This window comes from Streptomyces sp. NRRL F-5650 (assembly GCF_000721365.1).
In the GTDB taxonomy this organism is placed as follows: Bacteria; Actinomycetota; Actinomycetes; order Streptomycetales; family Streptomycetaceae; genus Streptomyces; species Streptomyces ardesiacus.
The window spans coordinates 190,862-205,763 of the sequence record NZ_JOGV01000002.1 but is presented as its reverse complement, the minus strand read 5'-3'; the positions used below and the strand labels follow the sequence as shown (position 1 = coordinate 205,763).

The 14,902-nt window shown below is 73.7% G+C and carries 9 protein-coding genes; 5 read left to right on the top strand and 4 right to left on the bottom strand.

The genetic code is table 11. The annotated features are described in order from the left end of the window. Positions 1-16: 16 nt before the first annotated feature. Positions 17-2,530 carry a DUF5682 family protein gene (locus tag IG88_RS0103865; protein WP_031034932.1) on the bottom strand — a complete coding sequence of 838 codons (2,514 nt, stop codon included), beginning with the start codon at positions 2,528-2,530 and terminating at the stop codon, positions 17-19. 114 nt (positions 2,531-2,644) lie between these two features. Then, on the bottom strand, positions 2,645-3,754 hold the full coding sequence (locus IG88_RS0103860; RefSeq protein WP_031034930.1) for an ATP-binding protein: 1,110 nt from the start codon (positions 3,752-3,754) through the stop codon (positions 2,645-2,647). A 277-nt stretch (positions 3,755-4,031) separates the two neighbouring features. Between IG88_RS0103860 and IG88_RS0103855 the strand changes: the two genes are divergently transcribed. Together IG88_RS0103855 and IG88_RS0103850 are read left to right on the top strand one after the other, a co-directional pair. Continuing rightward, positions 4,032-5,213, top strand: a complete 1,182-nt coding sequence (locus tag IG88_RS0103855; RefSeq protein WP_420712068.1) for a hypothetical protein — start codon at positions 4,032-4,034, stop codon at positions 5,211-5,213. After that, positions 5,210-6,913, top strand: coding sequence for a DUF5691 domain-containing protein (locus IG88_RS0103850; protein WP_107452023.1), 1,704 nt, complete (start codon positions 5,210-5,212; stop codon positions 6,911-6,913). Before IG88_RS0103855 ends, IG88_RS0103850 begins: the two co-directional genes overlap by 4 nt. A 105-nt stretch (positions 6,914-7,018) precedes the next feature. On the opposite strand, the gene IG88_RS0103845 is transcribed toward IG88_RS0103850, so the two are convergent. Continuing rightward, positions 7,019-7,435 (bottom strand): cobalamin B12-binding domain-containing protein, encoded by a 417-nt coding sequence (locus tag IG88_RS0103845; RefSeq protein ID WP_003974171.1) that lies wholly within the window; start codon positions 7,433-7,435, stop codon positions 7,019-7,021. A gap of 391 nt (positions 7,436-7,826) precedes the next feature. Between IG88_RS0103845 and IG88_RS0103840 the strand changes: the two genes are divergently transcribed. After that, the gene (locus tag IG88_RS0103840; RefSeq protein ID WP_031034923.1) at positions 7,827-8,831 is read left to right on the top strand and encodes an esterase/lipase family protein; all 1,005 of its coding nucleotides are present in this window, start codon (positions 7,827-7,829) and stop codon (positions 8,829-8,831) included. Between the two features lie 196 nt (positions 8,832-9,027). Next, on the top strand, positions 9,028-10,644 hold the full coding sequence (locus tag IG88_RS0103835; protein WP_031034920.1) for a M23 family metallopeptidase: 1,617 nt from the start codon (positions 9,028-9,030) through the stop codon (positions 10,642-10,644). A gap of 112 nt (positions 10,645-10,756) precedes the next feature. Here the strand turns inward: IG88_RS0103835 and pcrA are convergent, their stop codons facing one another. After that, the gene (pcrA, locus tag IG88_RS0103830; RefSeq protein WP_031034918.1) at positions 10,757-13,246 is read right to left on the bottom strand and encodes a DNA helicase PcrA; all 2,490 of its coding nucleotides are present in this window, start codon (positions 13,244-13,246) and stop codon (positions 10,757-10,759) included. A 477-nt stretch (positions 13,247-13,723) separates the two neighbouring features. On the opposite strand from pcrA, the gene IG88_RS0103825 reads away from it, so the two are divergent. After that, on the top strand, positions 13,724-14,899 hold the full coding sequence (locus IG88_RS0103825) for a C40 family peptidase (protein ID WP_031034914.1): 1,176 nt from the start codon (positions 13,724-13,726) through the stop codon (positions 14,897-14,899). Positions 14,900-14,902: the final 3 nt, after the last annotated feature.

Here is a 14,902-nt window from a genome sequence, read left to right as displayed (position 1 = left end):
CGGATCACCCGTCCGGTCATGTCGTGTGCACCCCCATCAGGTCGTCGTCCCGCACCGGGTCCCGGCCCAGGATCAGCCGGACCACCGGCAGCACCGCGTCGGCCCGCGCGGTGTCGAGGCCGGCCGCGAAGCCCGGTACGCCGGTACCGGCCCCCGTCACACTCCCCCGCGCCCTCGGTCCGCGCCTGACCAGGTCGCCGATGCCGCGGCGCACGCCCGGCTCGTGGGCGGAGAAGGTGCGGCGCAGCAGCGGCAGGACGTCTGTGAACGCCTCCGCCGGCACGCCGGTCAGCCAGGTGTCGATCAGGGCGAGCAGCCGCTCGTCGTGCAGGAGGAGCATGCCGCCGCCCGAGCCGACTCCGACGAAGCCCTCGACCCAGGCCGCCGCGTGTGCCGGTGGAGTCCCCGGGGACAGCGCCAGCCCCATGAGCCGCGCCGCCTCGTCCGGTGCCAGCTCGCCGTCGTCCAGCAGGAGCCGTACGGCTCGCCCGCGCACCACGCCGGGCACCGTGTCCCGTGCGGAGAGGGTCCGCAGCACGTCCCGCCAGCGGGGCCGAGGGTCGCCGTGTCCCGGCGCGGGGGCGCCGCCGAGCAGGCCCACGGCCGTGTGCACGGCGTCCACATGGCGGCGCATCTCCTCGGCCGCGTCGGCGTCCAGGGCGGCGCAGGCCGCGGGCAGCCCGACGAAGACCCGCTCGGCGAGTCCCGCGGCGACCTCGGACAACGCCGCGGTGTCCGTGCCGCGCACGTCTCCGTACCGCAGCGAACGGACGAGGGCGGGCAGGGCCTCGGCGAGGTGACCGACGTCCGTGTCGAGTGCCGCCCGGTCGGCGAGTATCCGCATCACCGGGGAGAGCGCGTCCGGCAGGTCGGCCAGCAGGCAGCGTTCGGCGAGCACGGTGACCTCGGCGAGGCCCTGCGCGGCGACGGCGTCCGCCTCGGCCCTGGCGGTGGCGGCGGAGAGCACGGTGGTGCCCCACACTCCGGCCTCGGCGACCCGCACCGACAGCTCCGGCTCCCAGCGCAGCCGCCACGTCTCCCGGAAGGTGCCCGTGCTGCGCGAGGCGGCCGGTTCCCCCCAGCCGATGCCCAGCAGCCGCAGCCGGTGCAGGAGTCTGCTGCGCCCGGCGTCGGTCTCCTTGCGCAGGTCGAGTTCCAGCTCGCGCCCCGCCGCCTCGGGCTTGAGCCGCAGCCGCCGCTGGCTCCGGGCGAGGTCCCGCTGCAACGGCACCGCGGGCGCCCCCGCGGGAACCTCTCCCAGCGCGTCCCCCACCACCAGCCGGTCGTGGACCAGCGCCAGCGGCACGTCCGAGCCGTCGCACAGCACCGCCCGCGCGGCGTCCGTCACCTCGGTCAGCCCGGGCAACGGCCGTCCACGGACCGCCGCGAGCGTTTCGGCCAGCCGGACCGCCTCGATGACGTGGGCCGGGGAGACGACCCTGTCCTCCTCCCTCAGCAGTCCGGCCACTCCGGTCAGCCAGCGCTCGACGGGCCGGTCGGCCGCGGCGAACAGATGCCCGTACCAGCCCGGCGACTCGATGCCCGCGCCGTACCCGCCGGCTCTCGACAGTCTGCGGTGCGTCCAGGGCACCCAGGTCATGTCCACCTTGGTCCTGGGCAGCCCCTTCACCAGGGCCCGGTCGGCGGCGACGGCGACCCGGCGCCGCAGCGCGGGCACGTGCCAGGCTCCGCAGACCACGGCCACGCCCTGCGGGAACTCCCGCCCCGCCGCCCGGATCCGGAGGCGCATCCAGGCCTCGCGCACGAGGTCCCGTCCGTGAGCACCGCCCCCTTCGCCACCGTCCTCGCCTCCGCCGCCCTCGCCGTCCTCCTCGGTCTCCCGCAGTGCCGTCATGGCCTCCTCCAGCGCCGCGAACGGAGCGAACGCGTCCCCCTCTCCCGGGCCCCGGTGCTCGATCACGTCCTCCCACCAGCGCTCGGGGTCGTCGTGCCCCGCGGCCGCGGCGAGGACGGCGAGCGGATCGGCCCGGACGTCGGAGAAGGCCGTACCGGGTCCGCCCCGGGCGTCGGGAGCGGTCGTACCGGGTGCGCCCCCCGCACCCGGCCCGCCCGCCTGCCCCTCGGTATCCAGGTACGGGTCCACGTCCACGTGCTCACCCTCGTCCGCTGCCCGCCGGGCCAGCGTGTGGGTGGCGGGGAGGTCGATGAAGCGGGCCGGGACGTCGTGTTCCAGCGCCCAGCGGACGGCCACCCACTCGGGGGAGAACTCGGCCAGCGGCCAGAACGCCGAGCGGCCGGGCTCGTCCACGGCGTGGGCGAGGAGCGCGACCGGCGGCCGCATGTCCGCGTCGGCGGCCAGCGGTATCAGCGCGTCGGCCTCCGGGGGCCCCTCGACCAGCACGACGCCCGGCCGGGCCGCCTCCAGCGCGGCCCGCACCGCCCGGGCCGAGCCGGGCCCGTGGTGACGTACGCCCAGCAGCAGCGGCCCTCCTCCCGGGCGACCGGCACCGGCCGCCCCGCCGGAGGCACGGCTCGGGCGGCCCGCCCCCGCCCGGTCAGCGCCCGCCACGCCGTCCCCCTCGCGGCCCCCGCCGCCGTCGGCTCCAGGTCGAGTCCCCGTCGTCCCCCGTCGTACCGGCCACAACTGCCTCCGTCCCCCGGCGTGTCCACACCCGTGTGCCCCTCACGCGGACACCTCCCGGCAGGCCCGGTAGAAGTCCTGCCAGCCGTCGCGTTCCCGCACGACCGTCTCGAGGTACTCCTGCCACACGACACGGTCGGTCCCCGGGTCGCGGACGACCGCGCCGAGTACGCCCGCCGCGACGTCGCCGGGCCGCAGCACCCCGTCGCCGAAGTGGGCCGACAGGGCGAGCCCGCCGGTGACGACGGAGATCGCCTCGGCCGTGGACAGCGTGCCGCTGGGCGACTTCACCTTCGTACGGCCGTCGCTCGTCAGTCCGTCGCGCAGCTCGCGGAAGACGGTGACGACACGGCGGATCTCCTCCGTGCCGTCGGGCAGCGACGGCAGGTCGAGGGAGCGGCCGATCTGGTCGACGCGGCGCGTGACGATGTCGACCTCGGCCTCGGCGCTCACCGGCAGCGGCAGCACCACGGTGTTGAAGCGGCGGCGCAGGGCGCTGGACAGGTCGTTGACCCCCCGGTCGCGGTCGTTGGCGGTGGCGATCAGGTTGAACCCGGGGACCGCCTGCACCTCCTGGCCCAGTTCCGGTATGGGCAGGGTCTTCTCCGACAGGACGGTGATCAGGGTGTCCTGGACATCGGCCGGGATGCGGGTCAGCTCCTCCACCCGGGCGGTCATGCCCTCCGCCATGGCCCGCATGACCGGGCTGGGCACCAGGGCGTCCCGGCCGGGGCCGTGGGCGAGGAGCTGTGCGTAGTTCCAGCCGTAGCGGATCGCTTCCTCCGGGGTGCCGGCCGTCCCCTGCACGAGCAGGGTCGAGTCGCCGCTGACGGCCGCGGCGAGATGTTCGGACACCCAGGTCTTCGCCGTGCCGGGCAGTCCGAGCAGGAGCAGCGCCCGGTCGGTGGCGAGCGTGGCGACGGCGACCTCGACGACGCGGCGCGGGCCCACGTACTTCGGGGTGATCAGCGTGCCGTCCGGCAGGGTGCCGCCGAGCAGGTAGGTGGCGACGGCCCACGGCGACAGCTTCCAGCGGTCCGGACGCGGACGGTCGTCCTGCGCGGCGAGCGCGGCCAGTTCGGCCGCGAACGCGTGCTCGGCGTGCGGACGCAACACCTCGGTCCCGGGTGTCCGTGCTTCACGTACAGGCATGGCTGAGTCCCCCTCCAGCTGGGCCGGTTCGATCTGCCGTCCACGGTGCACCACGCCACTGACAATCGCTCTGACCTGCACAAACTCCCTCGTCGGGGCCATTGTCAGTGGCGGGATCTACCTTCGATGGCATGGCTCGGCAGCAGGTGCGGGGATCACGGACCAGGTGCCGGGACCAGCGCCTGACGCGGCGTCACGCGGGGTCGGCGGCAGGCTCGGCACGGCGAAGGCCGGGGCCCGGGGGCAGGGAGTGCGACGAGGGGGAGGTGTGAGGGCCGTGCAGGGACCGAGCGGGGAGGGCGTGGCGTCAGAGGCGCAGGCGCCGGTCCGGGGGAAGCAGGCACCGGTCCGGGGGAAGCGGTGGGCCGCCGGACGGCACGACGGGCGGGTGGAAGAGGGGACGGCGGCCACGTCCGCCCCCGCTTCCACCGCCGTGACCGGTGACGCCGAGGCGGCGCGGCGCCGGGCACAGCGGCGGGCCGAGCGCATCACCGCGGGCGCCACGGAGCTGGAGCAGCGCCTCGTGGATCTCCTGCGCGGCGGCCTGGCCGGCGCCGGGCAGGCGGGGGACGCCCTCTGGGAGGAGACGGCCGCCCGCATGGTCGACGCCCAGGCACCCGGACTGGCCGCGCGCGCGAGGGAACTGGGGTCCATACCGTCGTCGGGTCCCGGCTGGCCGGTGCGGCTGCTCGAGGAGTGCGCGCTGCTCCACCTGCTGGACCGGGGCTGGCTGCGCCGCGAGGAGCTGCCGGACGGCCTGGCGGCGACGGTCCGTGCGCGCGTGGGCCTGCAGGCACCCGCGGAGGGCCCGCCGGTACGGGACGACTGGCTGGTCCTCGCCCAGTACGACACCGCGGACGCCCGGCTGACGGCCCGCCACGTCTGGTTGTACGGGCGGAAGTCGGACCGCACGGCGCTGCTCCTCTCCTACGGGGCCGCGGGCCGGGCACCGGAACTGACGCTGCCGGTGGGGCTGACCCTGGACGCGGAGCTCTCGGCGTACCCGGGCGGCACGGGACGGCAGCGAGCCTCCCTGGGCCGCCGGTTCGCGCCGCCCCGTTCCGCGCCGACACGCCCGAAGGGGCTCACGACCTCGCAGGCGGCCGCCCGTTACGGCGACGCCCTCCGCGACGACCCGTGGCTGGACTCGGTGCCGGTGACCCTGGACCGGGTCGTCCCGGTGCCGGACGGCGACGGCTGGCAACTGGCGGACGCCGACGGGGACACGGCCCTGCCGCTCACCCGGTCCGCCGGAAGCCGGCCGGGGCTGTGGCGGCTGGTCGCCCTGGCGGGCGGCGCGCCCGTCATGGTCTTCGGCGAGTGCGGCCACCGGGGCTTCACACCGCTGACGGCCTGGCCGGCCGGACCGGGAGCGGCGGTGCCGCTGTGCTGCCCCGGTCCGGCCGACGTCGGCCGGACCGGAACAAGCCGGACCGGAACAAGAGGGGGAACCGCATGACCAGGACACCCGCCGTCACGGACACACCCGCACCGGCGGCGGCCACCGCACGGGAATCGGCCGCGTGCCCCGCGCTCCCGGCACCCGCCGCGGTACCGGCAGCCGGGCCCGGCGCGTGGGAGGGGCTGGTCACCTCGGCGCTGCTGGGCACCGACCGGCGCACTCCACCGGGCTGCGAGCACGGACCGGGCGCCGCGACCGCGCTGCTGGACGCGGCGGCCGCGGAGACCGTCCGCCGTCGCGCCGGGCTGCGCCCGGCCCGCGCGGCCCGGCGCCCCGACCCCGCGCCCGCGGACCCCCGCCCGCCGCTGCCCGGCCCGGCCGCCCGCCGGCTCATGATGCTGCTCACCGACCGCCCGGGAACGGCGGGCGGCGGGCGCAGGGGCAGCGCACCCGATCTGATGGAGTTGCTGCCCCAGTGGCTGGCGACGGCGAACGCGCGCGGTTTCGCGGCACCGCCCGAGGTGCTTCCGGCGCTGCTGGACGCGGCGCGGGGCCGTACGGACCTGCGGCCGGCGGCGCTGGCGTTCGCCGGGCCCCGCGCCCTGTGGCTGGCCCGGTTCAACCCGGACTGGCGGTTCGCCCTGCGCGCGGCCCAGGGCGGCGTCGCCGCGCTGTCCGGACCCGGTGCCGCCGAGCGGGTACGGCGGCTGTGGAACGAGGGCCTGTTCGCCGAACGGGTCGCTCTCCTGGCGTCCCTGCGCGCCCGGGACCCCGCCGGCGGGCGCGAGTTGCTCCGGTCGACCTGGGCGGCGGAGCGGGCCGAGGACCGGCTGATGTTCTGCGACTCACTGCGTACGGGACTGGAAGCCGCGGACGAGCCGTTCCTGGAGCAGGCGCTGACCGACCGCAGCCGCAACGTCCGGGCCACGGCGGCGGAGTTGCTGTCGGCACTGCCGCACTCGGCACTGGCCGCGCGGATGGCGGCGCGAGCCGCGACGTGCGTGTCCCTCGACCGCACCCTCAGCCCGCCGGCGATCGTCGTCGAGGCTCCCCACGAGTGCGACGCGGGCATGGAGCGGGACGGCGTGACGGCCAGACCGCCCGCCGGGCGGGGTGAACGGTCCTGGTGGTTCGGCCAGTTCATGGAGGCGGCACCGCTCACCACCTGGCGGGACCGGCTCGGCGGGCGGACTCCCGAGGAGATCGTCGCGCTGCCGGTGTCGGACGGCTGGCAGAGCGAGCTGCACGCCGCGTGGTGCCGCGCGGCGGTACGGCAGCGCGACGGCGCCTGGGCGCGGGCGCTGCTGGGAGCGCCCACGGCGCCCGAGGCAGGCGGCCCGGGAGCGGTGTCCCTGGCGGAGCGGGCGAAGCTGCTCGGCACCCTGGAGGCGGCCGAACGCGCCGAGTGGGTCGCCGGGTTCATCGCCACGCACGGCCTGTCCGAGGCGTTCCAACTGCTCGGCATGTGCGCGGTGCCGTGGGCCCCGCCGCTCGGCCGTGCGGTGGTCGACGCGCTCAACATCGCGCGGGACGCCGGGAGCTACCCCTGGAGCTTCAGCGGCGTCATGGGCCTGGCCGAGCGGTGCCTCGACCCATCGGAGGCGGGGCGCCTCGACGGACTGCTGGCGATACCGGACGAGCCGGAGGACGCGTCGCCGGGGGCCGGCGGGTACTGGGCGGAGGCGTTCCACCGGCTGGTCAGGACGCTGCGGCTGCGTGCGGCGATGGCCGAGGAACTCCGGGCGGGGCAGGGGTAGGGGCGCAACGCCGCACCCGCACGGGACCCGTCGTCGCCGACACGGCCGTTCCCGCCGTGCCGGTGCGGGATCAGCATCGCATCGGCACGGCGGCAGGCGTCCGGGTCAGGCCCCCGCGGGCTCCCGCACGTTCGCCCGGACCCAGTCCACGATGGACGCCGTGGTGGCCCCGGGCGTGAAGATCTCCGCGACGCCCTTCTCCTTCAGCGGGGCGATGTCCGCCTCCGGGATGATCCCGCCGCCGAAGACCAGGATGTCGGCCGCGTCCCGCTCCCGGAGCAGCTCGATCACGGCGGCGAAGAGCGTGTTGTGCGCTCCGGAGAGGATGGACAGCCCGATCGCGTCGGCGTCCTCCTGGATCGCGGTGTCGACGATCTGCTCGGGAGTCTGGTGGAGCCCGGTGTAGATGACCTCCATACCGGCGTCGCGCAGGGCCCGCGCGATCACCTTGGCCCCGCGATCGTGGCCGTCGAGCCCCGGCTTGGCCACTACCACGCGGATCGGACCGGCTGCCACACCCATCACTGCCTCCATGAAGCGACTACATCCATCCGTACCGACAAGTACCGCACACTTCGTGCCCTGGCGCGGAGCCCCCGCACCACAGCGTCCGGGGAAGTGAACGAACGTTATCGCCCAGCATCCCGCAACCGGCAGTTTCGCGGTGAATACAGAGGGGGAAATCACATGGCGGGACATGTTCGCCGCGCACCTCTCCGTGCGCGGCGGAAATCCGCGCACGGAGCGCCGCAGCCCACGCACACCACGGGCCTCCATCGGCCTACGCGACCCCATACGACCATTCTCACCTGCATAAACCTCCCGAACCTCACCCATCACTGGTGTCACGGCGCTCCACGAGGGCACACGGGGGACAGAGGCGTCCCTGCGCGTGCCGACAGGAGGTCGGCCCATGAAGGTCACCACGGCAGCACTGCCCCTTTTCCCGCTCGTCCAGCGTCTCCTGCCCGGCCTGCCGGGACTTCCCGGAATTCCTGGGATCCCGGGGATCCCGTCGCTGCCGGGACTCTCCGACGTGGCGGCCCTGCCGGGCCGGCTGACCGGGCTCTCCCTGACCCTCCTCAAGGCCGGCGCGCTCGAAGCCGCGATCTTCGCCGGGCACGTCCTCCTCTATCCCTCGGGGATCGTCCAGGAACGGCGCCCGGCCGCCGGGGCCCCGCGGCCGGCGGACACCCCGGCACCGCAGTCGTCGCCCGAGGCCGCTCCCCGGCTGCCGGCCCCCGTCCGCCCGCCGGTCGTCCTGCTGCACGGCTTCATCGACAACCGCTCCGTCTTCCTGCTGCTGCGCCGCAGCCTGGCCCAGCACGGCAGGCACGCGGTCGAGTCGCTGAACTACTCCCCGCTGACCTGCGACATCCGCACCGCCGCCGAATTGCTCGGCCGGCACGTCGAGGAAATATGCGAGCGCACGGGCAGCGAGCGCGTCGATGTCGTCGGGCACAGCCTCGGCGGCCTGATCGCGCGCTACTACGTGCAGCGCCTCGGCGGAGACCGCCGGGTCCGCACCCTCGTGACGCTCGGCACCCCGCACGCCGGCACCAAGGTGGTCCCCCTGGCGAACGCGCACCCGATCGTGCGCCAGATGCGCCCCGGATCCGCGGTGATCGAGGAGCTGACCCGCCCGGCGCCCGGTTGCCGTACGCGCTTCGTCAGCTTCTGGAGCGACCTGGACCACGTGATGGACCCGCTGGAGACGGCCTGCCTCACCCATCCCGACCTGGATACGGAGAACGTACGGGTGAGCGGCATCGGCCATCTCGCGCTGCCCGTGCACCCCGCCGTGGCCACGGGGATACGGCAGGCACTCGACATCGACCCGTCCGGGGCCGACAAGGAAACGGGCAGCCGTAGGGGCCCGGGGCGGGGCAAGCACAGCGGCGGGCTCACCGTCGCCTGAGAACGAAACAACCCGTTCGGACTCGAACAAAGGTCGAACACAAAGCCAAACCCGCGCCCGCCCTCCGCCAAAACACGGCCGATTGCCCGTTTCCTTCGCGCGTGAAACCTGCCGAAGATTGTCGTGTCCGTATACCGCCGGGTACAGTCACCGCACTGCTCTCGCAGCCCCTGTTGTCGAGGCGAAAGAGAAGTTGGTGAACGACCGTCACCCGTCGGGGACCATGAACACCCCGGCATCGGCTTCCGACGCCGCTTCGGCGCACTACGCGTCGTACGGCACGGGGGAGGCCCAGTACGGCGACCTCACCACGTACGGCGGCTACGACGCCACCGGTTTCTCCACCGGCGGTTCCGGTATCCCGGCCTACGACGCCGATCCCCTGTTCGGCAGCATGCCGGGCCACGGCGTCGGCACCCACGAGGCCACGGGCTCGTACGACACGGCCCAGTGGTCGACCGGCGGGATGCAGACCCTCCACTACGACGCCTACGCGGCCCAGCACCAAGCCGCTTACGACACCGGCGCCTACGACACGACGACGTGGACGACCGGCCACCAGCAGACCGGCCCGGAGACCGGCGGCCAGTGGGACACCGGCGCCTGGAGCGCGCCGGACCAGTCGGGCGACCCGGCCGACGGCACCCAGCAGTGGCACTGGGGCACGCAGACCTTCGAAACCGGGACCTTCGAGACCGGAACCTTCGAGACCGGCTCGCACGACACCGGCGGCACCACACACGCCACCGGTACCCACGACACCGGTGCCTTCGAGACGAATTCCTTCGCCACCGGCACCTTCCACACCGGCGCGTTCGCGGGCGGTCCCGTGGACACCGGCGCCTACGACGCCACGCAGTGGAACACGGACGGCACCGCCACCGGCCCCTCGGAGGACCCCGCCGGACCGTCCGGACCGGCCCAGCACCCCGCCCCGGACGACACCGAACCGGCCGCCACCGGTGAACTTCCCACCGTGACCGCCCTCCTGGACGATCAGGAAGAGGTCACGCCGGCCGCGCCGGTCCCCGCCGCGCGCCCCGGCTCCCGCGCCGGGGCGCGTTCCCGTCGCCGCCAGCCCGCCAAGCGCTCCGCGCTGCTGACCATCGCGGTCCCCTCGGCCTGCGTGATGAGCGTCGCCGGTATCGCCGCCGCCTCCGTCGGCAGCCTGACCGGCGACGAGGGGGCCGACACCGCGGCCTCCGCACCGGACCCGGGCAACGCGAAGGCCGCGCCGGTGAAGCCGTCCACCGCCAACAACAAGCTGGACACCCAGCTCGCGAGCCTCGCCGCCGGAGCCGACGACTTCGCGGACCGGGCCAGCCGGACCCAGGAGCGCATCGACCTCAAGGCCGAGCAGGCCGCGGAGAAGAAGCGGGCGGCGCAGGAGGCGGCCCGCAAGGAGCGGCTGCGCCCCAAGTTCGCGCTCCCGGTGGAGCAGCACGGCCTCAGCGCGTACTACGGGCAGGCCGGCATCAACTGGATGTCCGTCCACACCGGCATCGACTTCCCCGTGTCGTACGGGACGAAGGTCATGGCAGCGACCGACGGCACCGTGCGGACGCAGTACAACAGCGCGTACGGCAACATGATGATCGTGACCGCCAAGGACGGCACGGAGACGTGGTACTGCCACCTCTCCAGCTACCAGGTCCCCTCGGGTACGACCGTGAAGGCGGGCGACGCGATCGCGTTCTCCGGCAACTCGGGCAACTCCACCGGTCCGCACCTGCACTTCGAGGTGCGTCCCGCGGGCGGCTCGTCGATCGACCCGCTCCCGTGGCTGCGCAGTCACGGCATCAGCCCCACGTGACACCACGCCCCGCCCGCACAACGCCGTAACGTCTCAGCAGCCGCAATGCCTCAGCAGGCCAGGGCGTGGGCCCCGGCCTCCGCCCGGACCCGCCGCCGCCCTTGCCGCTCCCTCAGAGCTTCTCCACCGGCGCGTACCGCAGCAGCAGCCGCTTCGGCTTGGTGTCCCCGAAGTCGATCGTGGCCTCGGCGTTGGAGCCGGTGCCCTTGACCCCGACCACCGTGCCGAGCCCGAACTGGTCGTGCGTGACACGGTCGCCGACCGCCAGCGAGACCGTCGGCTTCTCGGCCCCGGCCGCCCTGCGGGTGGCGAAGCCGGACGCGCCCGACGCCGAGGAGCGGGAACGGGACGAGGACAGCGAGGCCGCCACCCCCGAGACCGGTGCCGAGGGCGCGGGCCCGTTGGCCCCGGTGCGCTTCCACTCCAGGTGCGGGGCCGGGATCTCCTCCAGGAACCGCGAGGGCGGGTTGTACGACGGCTGGCCCCAGGCACTGCGCAGCGTCGACCGGGTCAGGTAGAGGCGCTCGCGGGCGCGCGTGATGCCGACGTAGGCGAGGCGCCGTTCCTCCTCCAGCTCCTTGGTCTGGCCGAGCGCGCGCATGTGCGGGAACACGCCGTCCTCCATGCCGGTGAGGAAGACGACCGGGAACTCCAGGCCCTTGGCGGTGTGCAGGGTCATGAGGGTGACGACCCCGTCGCCGTCCTCCTCGTCGGGGATCTGGTCGGAGTCGGCGACGAGCGCCACCTTCTCCAGGAAGTCGGCCAGCGTGCCGGCCTCCTCCCCCTCGGCCCGCTCCTGCTCGAACTCCAGGGCGACGGCGGCGAGTTCCTGGAGGTTCTCGATGCGGGTCTCGTCCTGCGGGTCGGTGGAGGCCTGCAACTCGGCCAGGTACCCGGTGCGTTCGAGGATGGCCTCCAGGACGGTCGCCGGGCCGGCGCCGGACTCGACGACGGTGCGGAGGTCCTCCATGAGCGTGTTGAACCGCTTGACGGCGTTCGCGGAGCGGGCGGCCATGCCGTACGCCTCGTCGACGCGCCTGAGCGCCTGCGGGAAGCTGATCTTCTCGCGCTGGGAGAGGGCGTCGATCATCGCCTCCGCGCGGTCGCCGATGCCGCGCTTGGGGACGTTGAGGATGCGGCGCAGCGGCACCGAGTCCTCCGGGTTGGCCAGGACCCGCAGGTAGGCCAGGACGTCCCGGACCTCCTTGCGCTCGTAGAAGCGGACGCCGCCGACGACCTTGTAGGGCAGGCCGGTGCGGATGAAGACCTCTTCGAAGACACGGGACTGGGCGTTGGTCCGGTAGAAGACGGCGACGTCACCGGCCTTCGCCTCGCCCGCGTCGGAGAGGCGGTCTATCTCGTCGGCGACGAACTGCGCCTCGTCGTGCTCGGTGTCGGCCACGTACCCGGTGATCCGCGCGCCGTTGCCCTGGTTGGTCCACAGGTTCTTGGGGCGGCGGGACTCGTTGCGTTCGATGACCGCGTTGGCGGCGCTGAGGATGGTCTGCGTGGAGCGGTAGTTCTGCTCCAGCAGGATCGTCGTCGCGTCCGGGTAGTCCTCCTCGAACTGGAGGATGTTGCGGATGGTGGCGCCGCGGAAGGCGTAGATCGACTGGTCGGCGTCGCCCACCACGCACAGCTCGGCGGGCGGCACCTCGGCCTCCGGCGGCACGTCGACCGGGTGCTCCGAGGGGACGCCGACCAGCTCGCGCACCAGGGCGTACTGGGCGTGGTTGGTGTCCTGGTACTCGTCGACCAGGACGTGCCGGAAACGGCGGCGGTAGTGCTCGGCGACGTCCGGGAAGGCGCGGAGCAGGTTGACCGTCGTCATGATCAGGTCGTCGAAGTCGAGGGCGTTGGCCTCGCGCAGCCGCGACTGGTACATGGCGTAGGCCTGGGCGAGGGTCTTCTCGAAGCCGTCGGCGGCCTGGGCGGCGAAGTCCTCCTCGTCGATCAGCTCGTTCTTCAGGTTGCTGATCTTCGCGCTGAAGGACTTCGGCGGGAAGCGCTTGGGGTCCAGGTCCAGGTCGCGGCAGACCAGCGCCATGAGCCGCTTGGAGTCGGCGGCGTCGTAGATCGAGAACGACGAGGTGAAGCCGAGCTTCTTCGACTCGCGGCGCAGGATGCGGACGCAGGCGCTGTGGAAGGTCATCACCCACATCGCGTTCGCCCGCGGGCCGACGAGCTGCTCCACGCGCTCCTTCATCTCGCCCGCGGCCTTGTTGGTGAAGGTGATCGCGAGGATCTGGCCGGGGTGGACACCGCGCTCGGCCAGCAGGTGGGCGATGCGGTGGGTGAGGACGCGGGTCTTGCCGGAACCGGCGCCGGCCACGATGAGCAGCGGGGAGCCGGAGTGGACGACGGCGGCCCGCTGGTTCTCGTTCAGCCCCTCCAGGAGCGCGGCCGGGTCCAGGGCGGGACGCGGGGCGCCGTCACGGTAGTGGGTGTCCCGGTCCGGAGGCACGTCGAACTTCCCGCCGAACAGATCGTGCGGAACCTGCTCCGGTCCGTGATCGTCCTCGGGCGGCGGCGGGGGTTCCTCCTCGTGACCGCGGGGGGTCTGGAGGCTCGCCAGGAAGCTGTCGTCAAAGAGGCTGCTCATCGCTCTCCGAGTCTAGGGCGCCCCACCGACAACCTGGGGCCACCCCGGAAAATGCCCGGAATCACCGGGCCGGGAACGGTCCGCGACCGGCGGCAGCACGAAGAGTGACGCCCGCGGCCGGTCGACGGCCGCCCGCGCGGAAGGTCACGAAAATGTATCGGGCATATCACCCACCAACCTTCACAGCGGCCACACGAGTTGGCTACGGTGCGGGGCAGGCCGCCCGACCCCCACCGGCGAACCCCGCCGGGCCGTGCGGCCTCCGCCGAGTCCGGCCCTGCCCGCGCGGCACCCGGAGCCGGGGACCCACCGAGACCTCGGGGTGAATCGGCCGCACCGCCCTCGACGAGACGCGAGGGCGGGCCGCCGTAGGGCAACCCTTCCGACCCACCGCCCGAACCCTCCCCCAGACCTGGACGGCCCGGGGGGACCCCCATCGCCAACCCGGTAGGCGGACCACTGGAAGGAGTCGCCTCCTTGGCGTCGCACCGCAAGTCGCGCCCCACCGGTGTCCGCGTGGCGGGCATACGGACCCCGGCCCTCGCCACCGCGGCCCTCACCTCCGTCGCCCTGCTGTCCCAGACGGCCCACGCCACGCCCTCGGACGACCGGCCGACGCTCGAAGAGGTCCAGAAGAAGGTCGACGACCTCTACCGCCAGGCCGGGTCGGCGACCGAGAAGTACAACGCGGCCAAGGAGCAGACCTCCAAGCAGCGCAAGAAGGTCGACGGCCTCCTCGACGACGTCGCCCGGCGCACCCAGAAGCTCAACGACGCGCGCGACGAGCTGGGCTCCTTCGCGTCCGCCCAGTACCGCACGGGCGCCGCGGTCCCGGAGACCGCGACCCTCCTGCTCGCGGACTCGCCGCAGGACTACTTCGACCAGAACCAGCTCATGGACCGGCTCACCGGCCGGCAGAAGAGCGCCGTCGACGACTACGTCACCCAGCAGTCCGAGACGATGAAGAAGCGCCGGGAGGCCACCGAGAGCCTCGAAACGCTCACCGCCTCGCAGAACGACCTGAGGACGGCCAAGGCGACCGTCCAGAAGAAGCTGGCCACCGCGCGGGAGCTGCTGTCGGAGCTGACCGCCGAGGAGAAGGCCCGGCTGGCGGCGATCGAGAAGAAGAAGCAGGAGGAGGCCGAGCGCAAGGCCGCCGAGCTGGCGAAGAAGCAGGAGGCCGAACGCAAGCGACAGGAGGAGGCCGCCCAGCAGCAGGAGAGCGGCAACGGATCCTCGGGCGCCTCCACCGGCACGGGTTCCTCGGGCTCGTCGACGCCGGGGACCTCGAACGGCACCCAGGCCGAGAAGGCGATCGCCTTCGCCCGCGCCCAGATCGGCAAGCCGTACGTCTGGGGCGCCACGGGCCCCGGCTCGTACGACTGCTCGGGCCTGACCCAGGCCGCCTGGAAGGCCGCGGCCGTGACGCTGCCGCGCGTCACCTACGACCAGGTGAACGCCGGCACGACCGTCCCCGTCTCCCAGGCACAACCCGGTGACCTCGTCTTCTTCTACGACGACATCAGCCACGTCGGCCTGTACATCGGCGACGGCATGATGATCCACGCCCCGAAGCCGGGGGCGTACGTCCGCGAGGAGTCGATCTTCTACGACGGCGAGTCGTCGGTCTACAGCGTGGTGCGCCCGGCCTGATCG

What these genes read in the sequence shown, in the direction of transcription:
- IG88_RS0103860 (WP_031034930.1), bottom strand. Translation starts at nt 3,754, where the DNA reads ATGCCTGTACGTGAAGCACGGACACCCGGGACCGAGGTGTTGCGTCCG.
- IG88_RS0103850 (WP_107452023.1), top strand. Translation starts at nt 5,210, where the DNA reads ATGACCAGGACACCCGCCGTCACGGACACACCCGCACCGGCGGCGGCC.
- IG88_RS0103845 (WP_003974171.1), bottom strand. Translation starts at nt 7,435, where the DNA reads ATGGGTGTGGCAGCCGGTCCGATCCGCGTGGTAGTGGCCAAGCCGGGG.
- IG88_RS0103840 (WP_031034923.1), top strand. Translation starts at nt 7,827, where the DNA reads ATGAAGGTCACCACGGCAGCACTGCCCCTTTTCCCGCTCGTCCAGCGT.
- pcrA (WP_031034918.1), bottom strand. Translation starts at nt 13,246, where the DNA reads ATGAGCAGCCTCTTTGACGACAGCTTCCTGGCGAGCCTCCAGACCCCC.